This is a genomic window from Rhodoferax sp. XS2R6 (assembly GCF_056521365.1).
Genome location: NZ_JBWMAY010000001.1, coordinates 1,112,049 through 1,125,747, shown reverse-complemented (window position 1 = coordinate 1,125,747; position 13,699 = coordinate 1,112,049). Strand labels below are relative to the sequence as shown.

The 13,699-nt window shown below is 62.0% G+C and carries 12 protein-coding genes; 6 read left to right on the top strand and 6 right to left on the bottom strand.

Features of this window, described 5'->3' with window-relative positions; genetic code table 11:
- Positions 1-80: 80 nt before the first annotated feature.
- From AC097A_RS05395 to AC097A_RS05375, 5 genes are all read left to right on the top strand, one after another.
- A complete protein-coding gene (locus AC097A_RS05395) occupies positions 81-1,331 on the top strand; it encodes an ABC transporter substrate-binding protein (RefSeq protein WP_105261310.1) in 1,251 nt (416 codons plus the stop codon).
- 105 nt (positions 1,332-1,436) lie between these two features.
- Positions 1,437-2,699 carry an ABC transporter substrate-binding protein gene (locus tag AC097A_RS05390; protein WP_105261309.1) on the top strand — a complete coding sequence of 421 codons (1,263 nt, stop codon included), beginning with the start codon at positions 1,437-1,439 and terminating at the stop codon, positions 2,697-2,699.
- Between the two features lie 5 nt (positions 2,700-2,704).
- Complete coding sequence (locus tag AC097A_RS05385) at positions 2,705-3,583, top strand: carbohydrate ABC transporter permease (RefSeq protein WP_094477795.1); 879 nt, start codon at positions 2,705-2,707, stop codon at positions 3,581-3,583.
- Positions 3,584-3,614: 31 nt separating this feature from the next.
- A complete protein-coding gene (locus AC097A_RS05380; protein WP_105261308.1) occupies positions 3,615-4,469 on the top strand; it encodes a carbohydrate ABC transporter permease in 855 nt (284 codons plus the stop codon).
- 3 nt (positions 4,470-4,472) lie between these two features.
- Complete coding sequence (locus AC097A_RS05375; RefSeq protein ID WP_479620043.1) at positions 4,473-5,546, top strand: ABC transporter ATP-binding protein; 1,074 nt, start codon at positions 4,473-4,475, stop codon at positions 5,544-5,546.
- A 159-nt stretch (positions 5,547-5,705) separates the two neighbouring features.
- On the opposite strand, the gene AC097A_RS05370 is transcribed toward AC097A_RS05375, so the two are convergent.
- The 6 genes from AC097A_RS05370 to AC097A_RS05345 all read right to left on the bottom strand — a co-directional run bounded on the left by AC097A_RS05370 (position 5,706) and on the right by AC097A_RS05345 (position 13,060).
- Positions 5,706-6,575: a homing endonuclease associated repeat-containing protein gene (locus AC097A_RS05370; protein WP_479620042.1), complete on the bottom strand. Its 870-nt coding sequence runs from the start codon at positions 6,573-6,575 to the stop codon at positions 5,706-5,708.
- Between the two features lie 231 nt (positions 6,576-6,806).
- Entirely contained in the window at positions 6,807-8,183 is a 1,377-nt protein-coding gene (locus tag AC097A_RS05365) for a sensor histidine kinase (protein WP_479620041.1), read from the bottom strand.
- A complete protein-coding gene (locus AC097A_RS05360) occupies positions 8,180-8,881 on the bottom strand; it encodes a response regulator transcription factor (RefSeq protein WP_315478886.1) in 702 nt (233 codons plus the stop codon). The genes AC097A_RS05365 and AC097A_RS05360 overlap by 4 nt, the downstream gene beginning before the upstream one ends.
- Positions 8,882-8,929: 48 nt before the next feature.
- Positions 8,930-10,231: a multifunctional CCA addition/repair protein gene (locus AC097A_RS05355; RefSeq protein WP_479620040.1), complete on the bottom strand. Its 1,302-nt coding sequence runs from the start codon at positions 10,229-10,231 to the stop codon at positions 8,930-8,932.
- A gap of 20 nt (positions 10,232-10,251) precedes the next feature.
- Positions 10,252-10,935 (bottom strand): glutathione S-transferase family protein, encoded by a 684-nt coding sequence (locus AC097A_RS05350; protein ID WP_105261301.1) that lies wholly within the window; start codon positions 10,933-10,935, stop codon positions 10,252-10,254.
- Between the two features lie 112 nt (positions 10,936-11,047).
- Positions 11,048-13,060: a lytic transglycosylase domain-containing protein gene (locus AC097A_RS05345; RefSeq protein WP_479620039.1), complete on the bottom strand. Its 2,013-nt coding sequence runs from the start codon at positions 13,058-13,060 to the stop codon at positions 11,048-11,050.
- A 9-nt stretch (positions 13,061-13,069) separates the two neighbouring features.
- On the opposite strand from AC097A_RS05345, the gene AC097A_RS05340 reads away from it, so the two are divergent.
- Positions 13,070-13,669: a 5-formyltetrahydrofolate cyclo-ligase gene (locus tag AC097A_RS05340; protein WP_315493750.1), complete on the top strand. Its 600-nt coding sequence runs from the start codon at positions 13,070-13,072 to the stop codon at positions 13,667-13,669.
- Positions 13,670-13,699 lie beyond the last annotated feature (30 nt).

Below are 13,699 nucleotides of genomic sequence, written 5' to 3'. Positions count from 1 at the left end.
TTGGCATGGTGCTGGTCCGAATTCAACGTTGCTTTGGGCCCCACAAGGGGTCACGAAGACAAAACTTTTTTGGAGACAAGATGTTGAAGCTTTCTAAACTCGCCACCGCTGTGGCACTCGTGGTTGCTGGTTCGGCCGCTGTGGCTGGTGAAGTGGAAGTCCTGCACTACTGGACATCCGGCGGCGAAGCCAAATCGGTTGCTGAGCTGAAGAAGATCATGCAAGCCAAGGGCCACGTCTGGAAAGACTTTGCCGTGGCTGGTGGTGCTGGCGACAACGCTGCCACCGTGCTGAAGAGCCGTGTGGTGAGCGGCAATCCTCCTGCTGCTGCCCAAATCAAGGGCCCCGCCATCCAGGAATGGGCTGCCGAAGGCGTGTTGGCCAACTTGGACACTACGGCCAAGGCCGAAAAGTGGGATGAGCTGCTGCCCAAGGTCGTGGCTGACGTGATGAAGTACAAGGGCAACTACGTGGCTGCCCCCGTGAACGTGCACCGCGTGAACTGGATGTGGGCCAACTCCGCCGTGCTGAAGAAGGCTGGCGTGACCGGCACTCCCAAAACTTGGGACGAATTTTTTGCTGCTGCTGAAAAAGTCAAAAAGGCTGGCCTGATCCCCGTGGCACACGGTGGCCAGAACTGGCAAGACTTCACCACCTTTGAGTCTGTGGCTCTGGGCGTGGGTGGTACCAAGTTCTACAACGAAGCCCTGATCAAGCTGGACCAAAAAGCGTTGACCAGCGCCACCATGACCAAGGTTTTGGAAACCTTCCGCAAGGTCAAGGGTTACACCGACGCTGCCGCTCCTGGCCGCGACTGGAACCTGGCGACTGCGATGGTGATCCAAGAGAAGGCTGCGTTCCAGTTCATGGGTGACTGGGCCAAGGGCGAGTTCTCTGCCGCTGGCAAGGTGCCTGGCAAGGACTACATCTGCGCTGCTGCTCCTGGCACCGACAAGGCTTACACCTTCAACGTGGACTCGTTCGCCATGTACAAGCTCAAGGACGCTGGTGCCCAAAAGGCCCAAGGCGATCTGGCTGCTTCCATCATGGGCACCGAGTTCCAGGAAGTGTTCAACTTGAACAAGGGTTCCATCCCTGTGCGTTTGAACATGAAGATGGACAAGTTTGACGACTGCGCCAAGACGTCCGCCAAGGACTTCGTGGACACCGCCAAGTCCGGTGGTCTGGTGCCTTCCGTGGCCCACGGCATGGCGATCAAGCCAGCTGCCGAAGGCGCGATCAAGGACGCCGTGTCCCAGTTCTGGAACGACGACAAGATCTCGGTGGCTGACGGTGTGAAGAACATCGCCAAAGCTGCTGCTACCAAGTAAGTCGTGCTGGCGCGCAAGCGCCAGTGTCTAGCCAAGCAGACGCCCCATCCCTCCACGGGGGTGGGGCTGTTTCAGATTTGGCCGTCTCTCCAAGATTGCATCCCCATGTCATTCCAATCCTCTTTGCGTTGCCTGTGGGCCGGTGCGGCCTTGTGTGCTGGTGCGAGCCTGTGGGCTGGCGAGGTGGAGGTGCTCCACTACTGGACGTCGGGCGGCGAAGCCAAGTCGGTCGTTGAGCTCAAGGGCATGATGGCCCAGCGTGGCCACACTTGGCGTGATTTCACGGTCACTGGTGGTGGCGGACAAAACGCCATGGCGGTGCTCAAGCAGCGTGTGCTGGTGGGCAATGCGCCCGCAGCGGCCAACATCAAGGGACCCGCGATTCAGGAGTGGGCTGAACTTAATGTGCTGACCAGCCTGGATGCGATGGCCTCGTTTGAGCGCTGGGACGAGGTCTTGCCCAAGGTGGTGGCAGACCAGATGAAATACAAAGGCCGTTACGTGGCGGTGCCCGTGAACGTGCACCGCGTGAACTGGCTGTGGGCCAACTCGGCCGTGCTGAAGAAGGCCGGCGTTGCAGCGCTGCCCAAAACCTACGACGAATTTTTTGCCGCTGCCGACAAGATCAAGGCAGCCGGCTTTGTGGCCGTGGCCCATGGTGGCCAGGACTGGCAAGACTTCACGGTGTTTGAATCCGTGGTGCTGGGCGTGGGTGGCCCCGCGTTTTACGACAAGGCCCTGGTCAAGCTGGACCGCGCGGCCTTGAACAGCGACGAAATGAAGAAATCCCTGGAAGTGTTTCGCCGCATCAAGGCGTACACCGACGACAAGTCGCTGGGGCGCGACTGGAACGTGACCACTGAAATGGTGATCAACGGCAAGGCCGGTTTCCAGTTCATGGGCGACTGGGCCAAAGGTGAGTTTTTGGCCGCCGGCCAAACCCCTGGCAAAGACTTCACCTGCTCGGCCGCGCCGGGGACCGACAAGGCCTACACCTTCAACGTGGACTCGTTTGCCATGTTCCAGCTCAAGGGCTGGGAAGCACAAAAGGCCCAGGGCTACCTGGCCTACCTGCTCATGGGCAAGGACTTCCAAGAGAAGTTCAACCTGCGCAAGGGCTCCATCCCCGTGCGCCTGGGCATGCCCATGGACAAGTTTGACGAATGTGCCAAAACCTCCAGCAAAGACTTTGTAGCCACGTCTGCCAGCGGCACGCTGGTGCCCTCGGTGGCCCACGGCATGGCGCTGTCCTCGTCGCAGCAGGCCACCATGCGGACTGTGGTGTCCGAGTTCTGGAACAACGATAAATTGACAGTGGCCGAAACTCTGTCCAAGCTGTTGGCGGTAAGCGCCCCCAAACAGAAATAAAGCTTATGAAAACCCTTGAAAACATCCTACCCAAGCTGGTGATCGCCCCGGGCTTTGTGCTCGGCTTCGCCTTCATCTATGGCTTCATGATCTGGAACGGCGTGCTCTCCGTCACCGGCTCGCGCATGCTGCCCAACTACGAAGAATTTGTCGGGCTGGAACAGTACGTGCGCCTGTGGGAAATGGACCGCTGGTACGTGGCGCTCAAGAACCTGGGCTTGTTCAGCGTGTTGTACGTGGGCGGCTCCATGATTTTGGGCATGGGTCTGGCGATTTTTCTGGACCAAAAAATCCGCTTCGAAGGCGTGCTGCGCACGGTGTACCTGTACCCCATGGCGCTTTCGTTCATCGTGACCGGCACCGCCTGGAAATGGATTTTGAACCCCAGCCTGGGGCTGGAAAAACTCATGCACGACCTCGGCTGGGCCAGTTTCAGCTTTGACTGGCTGGTGCAATCCGACACTGCCATCTACTGCGTGGTGATTGCCGGTATCTGGCAGTCCGCCGGGTTTGCCATGGCCTTGTCGCTGGCCGGTCTGCGCGGCATTGACGACAGCATCATCAAAGCCGCTCAGATCGACGGCGCATCACTCCCCCGCATCTACTGGCGCATCATTTTGCCCATCCTGCGCCCCGTGGTGTTCTCCACTGTGCTGGTGCTGTCGCACCTGTCCATCAAGAGTTTTGACTTGGTCATGGCGCTGACCTCCGGCGGCCCGGGCTTCTCGTCGGACGTGCCCGCCACCTTCATGTACACCATGAGCTTCACCCGTGGCCAGATTGGTCTGGGCGCCGCCAGCGCGACCATGATGCTGGCCTTTGTGGCCGCCCTCGTCGTGCCCTATCTGTACAGCGAATTGCGCTCCAAGCCGCACGACCGTTAATTCACGACCGTCACACCACGATCGCAAACTTATGTTGTCCAAAAACCTCCCCCGCATCCTGATCTACGGCGTTCTGCTGATCGCCGCCTTCTTCTTCCTGGCACCGCTCTATGTGATGCTGGCCACGTCCTTCAAGGACGCCGAGCAAATCCGCTCGGGCAACCTGCTGAGCCTGCCGCATGGCCTGAACTTCGAATCCTGGAAGCTGGCCTGGTCCTCCGCCTGTACCGGGGTCGACTGCCGCGGCCTGCAGCCCTATTTTGTCAACTCCGTCATCATGGCCGTGCCGGCCGTGATCATCTCCACCGCCTGGGGTGCCATCAACGGCTACGTGCTGAGCATGTGGAAGTTCAAGGGCAGTGAAGTGCTGTTCGGTTTCATGTTGTTTGGCGTGTTCATGCCCTTCCAGGTGGTGCTGTTGCCCATGAGCCAGGTGCTCGGTTTCCTGGGCCTGTCCAGCTCGCTCGGTGGTCTGGTGATGGTGCACTGCATTGCAGGTTTGGCCGGTACCACGCTGTTCTTCCGCAACTACTACACCGCCATTCCCAAAGAGCTGGTGAATGCGGCGCGTATTGACGGTGCAGGCTTCTGGCGCATCTTCTTCCGCATCGTGGTGCCCATGTCCACCCCGATCTTGATGGTGACCCTGATCTGGCAATTCACCAACATCTGGAACGACTTCCTGTTTGGCGTCGCCTTCAGCGGCGCCGACAGCAAGCCCATCACCGTGGGCCTGAACAACATGGCCAACACCTCCAGCAGCGTCAAAAGCTACAACGTCGACATGGCCGCGGCCGTGATTGCCGGTCTCCCCACCATGCTGGTTTATGTACTCGCAGGTCAATATTTTGTGAAAGGTCTCACCGCCGGCGCGGTGAAAGGATAAAAAATGGCAGCTTCTCTCCAAATCGCAGGCATCCGCAAAGTTTTCGGCAAGGGCGAAAAAGCCGTTGAAGTCCTCAAGAAAATCGAAATTGACGTCGCCCCCGGCGAGTTTCTGATCCTGGTCGGCCCCTCCGGCTGCGGCAAGTCCACGCTGCTCAACATCATTGCCGGCCTGGAAGAACCGTCTGAAGGCGAACTGCGCATTGCTGGCAAAAACGTGGTGGGCGTGGCCCCCGCGCAGCGCGACATTGCTATGGTGTTCCAGAGCTACGCGCTCTACCCCACCATGAGCGTGGCCGACAACATCGGCTTCGCATTGGAAATGCGCAAGGTGCCTTTGGAACAGCGCAAGAAGCGTATCGCCGAAGTGGCCGCCATGCTGCAAATCGAACACCTGCTGGACCGCCGCCCCGCACAACTGTCCGGCGGCCAGCGCCAGCGCGTTGCCATGGGCCGTGCGTTGGCCCGTGACCCCCAGCTCTTCTTGTTTGACGAACCGCTCTCCAATCTGGACGCCAAGCTGCGCGTCGAAATGCGTGCCGAAATCAAGCGCCTGCACCAGGTCAGCGGCATCACCAGCGTCTATGTGACGCACGACCAGATCGAAGCCATGACCCTGGGCAGCCGCATCGCGGTGATGAAGGACGGCATCCTGCAACAGATCGGCACGCCCGACGACATCTACAACCGCCCGGCCAACACCTATGTGGCCACCTTCATCGGTTCGCCCACCATGAACCTGATCAAGGGCCATGTGGAAACATCCGGTGCCCAAGGCCGCTTCAGCTTCAACGGCAGCACTCTGGACTTGGCTACTCCCGCCAACGGCGACGCCACCCTGGGCGTGCGCCCCGAGCACATCGAACTGCTGGCCGACGCCTCTTGGCGCGGTGAAGTGATGGTGGTTGAACCTACCGGTGCAGACACCTACGTGGTGGTCAAAACCGCCGCTGGCGACGTGACTGTGCGCACCGCGCCCAGCGCCCAATGGAAGGCTGGCGACCAAGTGGGCTTGCGCGTGAGCCCTGCGAATACCAACTGGTTTAACACTGCGACGGGTGTGCGTTTGGACATCTAATACTTTCAGCCTTCAACGAAAAAGCCGGGCTGCCCGAATAGGGTAGTCCGGCTTTTTCGTTGCTTCAATTGACTGATTGCTTACATTGCAATCGCTAATGCAATAGCGTAGGGATGAGGCGCTTACGGGTAGTCTTTGATTGCGGGGTGTGAAATTTTGTCACGCCGGCGATGCCCCTTTGCCAAGATTGCAGGGTTGGCAAAGCGTACGAAGGTTGTCTGCGACAGTAGCGCCACCGCGTGACCATGGATGAATGTGATCAATGTGTAAAACTATGCCTGCCGTGATCGCTGGAGAGGCCCCACACGCAACACATCGAAAGCTGTCGCGCCTCAATACGTAGTAGCGCAGCGCTAATGGAATTTCTCTGGGGCCTCGATTTTGGGGGGCCTCGTCCGACACAGTATTTTGGACTTCTGGCTGCTGCACCGGTGGCGCAGGCTCATTGTTGTTCACGCGGTGCACAAATGCTTGGAGTGCCTTCCGCCATGTTCCCCATCGACGAACATACGCTTTCGAGCCGACCCGCGATGGTCCAAGGTTCATTTCTCCGTGTTGTGGTGGGCGACCATAGTGAACCCATAACTCAAGCAAATTCTCAAAACACTGCTCGTCGGTGTAACGTTTGCCCAGAGGAGACTGATCCAAGTTACAAGCAGTTAAGGCGTCTTTCCATGTGCCGAAGAGTCGTCTAACTGGGCCACCGGTCATGCCCGAATGCGCACTGAATTCTTCAAGCGTTATCGTATTTTTGCCAAGTTTGGTTGCTACTGCCGTAATTGCAGCAATGATTTCTTCTTTGTTTTTGGGAATCTTGCTGCCATCAATGCGCTCGGATAGCCCAGCAGCTTCCAAAGAGCGCCTCCAGCCTCCGAAACGTTTTAGCAACGTTGATCCATGAACCTTGCCAAATTCCGAGAACTGCTCGATTGAAAGAGTGGGCGAATCCACTAACTCGGCTACTCTGCGTAGTTCACTTAATAGAGACTCATCGTCGTAGGACTCTAGGTGGTCAAGTTCGAAGTGCATGTTTTATCTGTCTAACGTAGGTTGTTCCGCAAAAAAATTGCGGGCTCTAGGGAGCAGTTGGACAAAGCAAATGAGATTTGCCTAAATCCAGCCTGAGCACGATGCTTTTTCAAAAATCGGGACTAACCTTACTATCGGCCATCTCTGATTTTGATGGTTGTGCTCGAACTTTAATATCCCTCACTTGGGTGAATCTGCGTACCTCGGCTTCCGCCGCAAAGCGGCCCGGAACTACCCCTGCAACGGCAACTGCAAACTGATCGTCAACCCATGCGGCAGCGTAGTCCGCGCGCTGGCCGTACCGCGATGCCGCTGCGCAATCTCCGCCACGATGGACAGGCCCAGGCCGCAGCCGCCCGGCAATTCGCTGGCACGCCAGAAGCGTTCAAACACGCGCTCCAGGTGCTCGGCCGATAAGCCTGGTCCGGTGTCTTCTACTTCCAGAATGCAGCGGCCGTCGCGCACCTCGGTGCGCAGCGTCACGTTGGCACCTTTGCCCGCGTAACGCAGGGCGTTGTCGATGAGGTTGCTCAGACCTTCGCGCAGCAGCAGCTTGTCGCCGGGCACCATCAGCGTGTCTTCCCCCTCGTAGCCCAAGTCCACGCCCGCAGCCACGGCACGCGGCGTCCACTCGCGTGCCACTTCGCGGGCCAGGGTGGCCACGTCCACGGGGTGCAGCACTACCTCGGCCTCGGTGCGTGCCAATGACAACAGCTGGTGCACCAGGTGGGCGCTGCGCTGCGCGCCGGTGTGTACCTTGGCCAAGCGCTGGCGCAGGGCTTCGGGCTCGGTTTCTTGCATGGCCAGCTCGGTCTGGCTGATGAGGCCGGCCAAGGGCGTGCGCAGTTGGTGGGCGGCGTCGTTCAGAAAACGTTTTTCCTGGCTCAGGCTGCGGCGCAGCGTGGTCAGCAGCTGGTTCAGCGCATTGGCCAGCGAGTGCACCTCTTCGGGCGCCTGTGTCATTTCGATGGGGGAGAGCGATGCCGTGGCGCGGTGCGCCAGCTGGGCCTCCAGGCGCTCCAGCGGCGCCAGGCCGCGGCGTATGCCCTCGTACACCAGCACGCTGAGCACAGCGCCCAGAATCAGCAGCGGGAACAACACGTCGCGCACCAGCTCACGCGCAATGCGCTGCTGCACCACCAGGCTCTTGGCCACCTGCACCCGCATGCGCTGGTCGGTAAAGCCGTCGCCAAAACTCAGGTCCATGGAGGCCACGCGCATAGGTTTACCGTCCAGCACCACTTCGTACAGCAGAGGTTCGTTGCTGGGGACATGCAGGTCCGGCGTCATGCCCGGGATTTTGGTGTTGCCCAGCAAAAAGCTGCCGGGAGGCGAGGACACCATGTAGGCCACGCGGTCCTCGGGGTCCTGTTCAATGATGTCGCGTGCGGCGCGTGGAAAGTCCACCAGCAGGCCCGAGCCCATGGGCTTGACCTGGCGCGCCAGCGAGCGCACCGACTGGGTCAGCGATTGGTCAATCGTCTTTTCGGCATAGGTGAGCGCCACGCGAAACGCCAGCACCCCACCCATGAGCCACAACACCAGCTGCGGCAGCAGCAGCCACACCAGCAGTTGCCGCTTGAGCGAGAAGCGGGCCGGTGCGCTCATGTGCTTTCGGTTTCTAGCATATAGCCCAGGCCGCGCACATTGCGGATGTTGAGGCCGCTGTCGGTGAGCTTGCGGCGCAGGCGGTGCACATACACCTCCAGCGCGTTGGAGCCCACCGCAGCGCCGTCTTGCGGCTGGGTTTGCCACACGGCCAGCACATCTTCCCGGCCCACCACTTGGCCCATGTTGTTGACCAGCAGCGAGAGCAGGGACCACTCGCGCTGGGTCAGGTCCATGGGCTCTTCGCCCAGCCAGGCCAGCGGCAGCACCGGGTCCAGGCGCAGGTTTTTGCTGGAGCTGCTTTGCACCTCCAGCGAACCACCAAAGGCGGGCAGGCGCGAGCGGCGCAGCATGGCCTGCAGGCGCGCCAGCAGTTCGGCCATGTTGAAGGGTTTGGTGAGGTAGTCGTCGGCCCCAGCGTTGAGGCCTTGCACCCGGTCGTCCACACCGTCACGGGCGGTCAGAATGAGCACGGGCAAGGCGGTGAGCCGCTGGCGTATCCATTGCAGCACCTGGATGCCGTCCACCACGGGCAGGCCCAGGTCCAGCACCACGCCGTCAAAGCGGGTGCTCTCCAGCAGGCTTTGGGCCTGCGCACCGTCGCTGGCGCTGCTCACGCTGTGGCCCGCATGCACCAGCTGCGCGCAGAGGCCGTCGCGCAGCAATTCGTCGTCTTCAACAATCAGTAAATGGGCCATGGGCTGAGCATACCAAGGCAGGCCTGGTCGGGCCGAGCGGAACAACCCTCAGGTCTGGGGCGTCTCGGCCAGGCCCGAGGCAATCGCCTGCGCGCGCGCCGTCTGGATAAATTGACCTATCTTTGGGCCTGTAGCGCCCATGGATATTGCGCGAGCAGCTATGGAATCTGTAGCGACTGCCAGCGCCAGGTCGAGCGCGTGACCCAGCCGCGCAGCCTGCGGGTAGGGCGTGTCTGTCAGGCCCAGCCGGCCTTGGGCGTCGCACTGGCAGGCTTGCAGGGCCTGGGCAAAGCGCTGCGGTTTGCGCAGGGCGTCGCAGCGTTCCAGCAGGCGCAGCAGGGCGGCGGCATTGAGCGAGCCACTGCGGTGGATGTTGCCGTGTTCACGTGCCACTACCTCGGCCAGCTCGGCGCAGTCGGTGGGCACGCGCAGGCGCTGGCACACGGTTTTGAGCAGGCGCACGCTGCGCTCCTCGTGGCCAATGTGGCGCGGCAATACGTCGGCTGGCGTGGTGCCTTTGCCCAGATCATGGCCCAGGCAGGCAAAACGCACCGCCAGCGGCGCACCCAGCTGGGCGGCGCGGTCCAGCACCAGCATCACGTGGACGCCGGTGTCCACCTCGGGGTGGTGTTCAGGGCTTTGGGGCACGCCCCACAGCCGGTCCAGCTCTGGCAGCAAGCGCACCAGTGCGCCGCAGTTGCGCAGCACTTCAAACATGCGGGAGGGCCGGGCTTCCATCAAACCCTTGGCCAGCTCTTGCCACACACGTTCGGGCACCAGGTGGTCCACCTCGCCCTCGGCCACCATAGTCTGCATCAGCGCGGTGGTTTCGGGCGCTACCGTGAAGTCGGTAAAGCGGGCGGCAAACCGCGCCAGCCGCAGGATGCGCACCGGGTCTTCGCGGAACGCTGGCGTCACATGGCGCAGCACGCGCTGGGCGATGTCGGCCCGGCCACCGTAGGGGTCGACCACGGAATTTAGGTCAAATTGGCCTCTAGCCACCGTGGATATTGCGCGAGCAGCTATTGAATTGATAGTAAGGTCGCGCCGCGCCAGGTCTTCTTCCAGCGTTACGCCGGGCTCGGCATGCACGGCAAAGCCGCGGTAGCCGGGCGCCGTCTTGCGCTCGGTGCGGGCCAGCGCGTATTCCTCGTGCGTCTGCGGATGCAAAAAAACCGGAAAGTCCCGACCCACGGCGGTGAAGCCGGCGTCCAGCATGGCCTGTGGCGTTGCGCCCACCACCACCCAGTCGCGGTCCTGCACGGGCAGGCCCAGCAGGGCGTCGCGCACAGCGCCGCCGACCAGGTAGGTCTTGCCGGGAATGGTCAGGGCGGGTGGGGGAGTGGGCATGGGGCTGGCGTGGCGCGGGTTCAGCGCTTCAAGCGGTAGGGTTCTTCAAAGTCCAGAAAATCTTTTTCAGCCAGGGCGTCGTTCACCCAGGCTTGCACGCCGGGCAGGGCCAGCACATGGGCCACGTAGGCGGCGGCTTTGGGCGGCAGGGGCAGGGCGTAGGTCTTGAGCCGGGTGCAGACCGGGGCGAAGTAGGCGTCGGCCACGCTGAAGCTGCCAAACAGCAGGGGGCCGCCATGCTGGTCCAGCAGGCCTTCCCACATGGCGACCAGGCGCGCCACATCGGCCCGCACGGCCGGTTTGTCGCGCCAGATCAGGGCGCCAGTGGTCGCCAGATCGGCTTCGATGTTCATGGGGCAGTTGCCACGCAGGGCGGTAAAGCCGGAATGCATCTCGGCGCACACACTGCGGGCACGGGCACGCGCGGCTTTGTCGTGTGGCCACAGCGGCGTGCTGGAGAACTGCTCTGCCACGTATTCGGCAATCGCCAGGGTGTCCCACACGGCCAGGTCACCGTCCACCAGCAGCGGCACTTTGCCGGTCGGCGTCAGCGGGCCCAGCGTGGCCTTGAACTTCGAGCTGCTGTCAAACGAGTCGAAGCGAACCATGACTTCCTCGAAGTCAATACCCGCTTGCTTGAGCAGCACCCAGGGACGCATGGACCACGAGGAGTAGTTTTTGTTGCCGATGTAGAGCTTGAGCATGGGGCACCTGTGCGTGAAACGGCCTTCATCCTACCGCCCCGGGGGGCTGCCGATTGATGACAAACGTGGCCGCCATTGATGCTTGCCACTGCTGCACCAAGGCGGTCCTGGCTCAGGGCAGCTCAAGCCCGGCTTCGGGCGTGCTGGCGTCGCGCGGCCCCACGGCGCCCAGGCGGGCCTTGAGCGACTGCGGCTGGCCGGTGATGAGTGCGGCGTACAGCGTGGTGTTGGCCAGCACTTTTTTCACATAGTCGCGCGTCTCGGAAAACGGCACGTTTTCGGCCCAGATGGCGGCCTCTACCGTGGGGCTGCCGGTTTGGCCCCGCCACAGGCGCGGGCGGCCCGGGCCGGCGTTGTAGGCGGCGGCGGCCATGGGCATGGAGCCGCCAAAACTGTCCAACACCAGCTTGAGGTAACCGGTGCCGATGGCGATGTTGGTGTCGCGGTCGGTAATCTGGTGCGCTTGGAAGTCTGTCAGGCCAATCTTCTTGGCTGTCCAGCGCGCAGTAGCCGGCATGACCTGCATGAGGCCCGCGGCCCCCACCACCGATTTGGCATCCATGATGAAGCGGCTTTCCTGGCGGATCAGGCCGTACACATAGGCGGGTTCCAGACCAATGGTTTGGGTACGCGCCAGCACCGCAGCCTTGAAGGGCATGGGGAAGCGTTGCTCCAGGTCGATCACACCCTTGGTGCGTTCGCTGGTGTTGATGCAGCGGTCCCACACCTCGGCTTTGCAGGCCAGGTCGGCGGCGGCCAGCAGGCCGCGGTCGTCCATGCCGCCCTTGCTGTGCAGGTTAGTGGTGTAGTTCCACTCGCGCACGCCCTCGGTCCGCAGGCCCAGCTGCACCGCATACAGCGCGCGCATCAGGCCCGGGTTGGTGCGGGCGTGGTCTTTTTCTTCGGGCGTCAGGGGCTGGGGTTTGGCCGGGGCGTTTACCTTCTGGCCCAGGTCTTCCAGGGCCAGCATTTCGTAAAAGCCCTTGATGCCGGCAATGCCTTCCAGCGCGCGCGTGGCCTCGGCCCGTGCAACGTCGGTACTGGCACGCTGCAACTGGGCGCGGGCGCGCCAGTAGACCCAGGTGGGGTCATTGCGCAGCGCATCCGGCATGGCGGTGATGGCGTCTTGCACCACATTCCAGCGCCCGGCCCGCAGGGCGGCGCGGGCGGCCCAGACCAGGTGGTCTTCGTGCATGTGCTGGAACTGGCCCTTGGCAAAGTAGCCCACCGCGTCGTCAGAGAGTTTTTGTGCCGCACGTTTGCCGATCACACCCCAGATCCAGCTGCGTTCTTCCTGCGTGAGCTGGGCTTTCCAGCGCAGCTTTTCCACTTCGGTGGCTGCCTCCAGCGGCTCCAGGTAGGCCTGGCGGATCAGCGCCAGCGACACCAGTTCACGCGTTTGCGGGCGCAGTGCGGTGAGTTTGTCGTTGAGGTATTTGCCGGGGTTGAGGTAAATGGTGTTGACGGTTTTGACCCAATCGGCATCCAACAGGCCCACAGCCTGGGTGGCCACGCGCAGGCGGTCGTTTTCCATGCCCAGGCGGGCGCGTAGCCAGGCTGTGTGCGAGGGGAGTTTTTTGTCCTTGAGCAACTGGCCCGCCGCGCCAGCGCAGGCTTCGTCGGCGTCTTTGAGTGGCAGCCAGGCGTCTTGCACGGCGCTGGCCACATCGGTGCCCTGGGTGCTGTAGCTGGCCTGCAGGCTGTAACAGCGGATGGCGCGCTCGTCGTTCATGCGGTAGCCGGGTAGCTCGCGCTGGAAGCTGGTCCAGTCGCCGCGTCGGCCCAGTTGCTGCAGCCATTCCGCGCGCAGGCGGTCTTCTTGGTAGGTGCCGCTGTAGCGGTACAAGAAGTCCTGGATGTCGGTGTTGCTGGCGTCGTCCAGCCGGGCCGACAACTCCCAGTAGGCGGCCCAGGGTTCCAGTGGGTGGCTGCGGACCTGCGGCAGCAGGGCCGCGAGGCGTTTGCGGTCGCGCTGTTTGTAGGCCTGTGCCATGTCGAGAATGGTGTCGTCGGAACGGGCGGATTCGCGCGCCGCATCACGCCCCTGGGCGAGTGCTGGTGCGGCGAAGGTGGACATCGCACAGCCCGCGAGGGCCAGGGATGTCAGAATGGCTGAAAACTGCATGTGGGGATTATGGACAACTCGGACGAAAGCAAAGCCGCGCAAAAGAAAGCCCTTCGCAAGGCGCTACTCGAACAACGCCTGAACCTGCCGGATCGCCTACAGCGCGCAGAACTTCTGCAGCGTGTGATGCGTATCTGGCTGGTGGGCCGCCCGGACGCGGTGATTGGCGCCTACTGGCCCATCAAGGGCGAGTTTGACCCGCTGCCCGCGCTGCACCGCTGGAAAGAAGACGGCGAGCTGATCGACCAGCCGCAGCCGCGCCGCATTGGCCTGCCGGTGGTCAACCGCGAACACAAAACCATGACCTTCCATGCCTGGTACCCCGGTTGCCCCATGGAAGAAGACGCCTACGGCATTCCCAAACCCAAAGACACCGAACTGATCATGCCCACCCTGCTGTTTGTGCCCTGCGTGGGTTACAGCGCGGGCGGCTACCGCTTGGGGTATGGCGGCGGTTTTTACGACCGCATGCTGGGCAGCCTGAACCCCAAACCCTTCACCGTGGGGCTGGGCTTTGGCACCGACTTTGTGGACGACTTTGAACCCGAGCCACACGACATGCCACTAGACGCCATCCTCAACGACCACGGGATTGTTTGGCCAATTTAGCGTGGCCCCCACGCTCCGCCGCTACGCGGG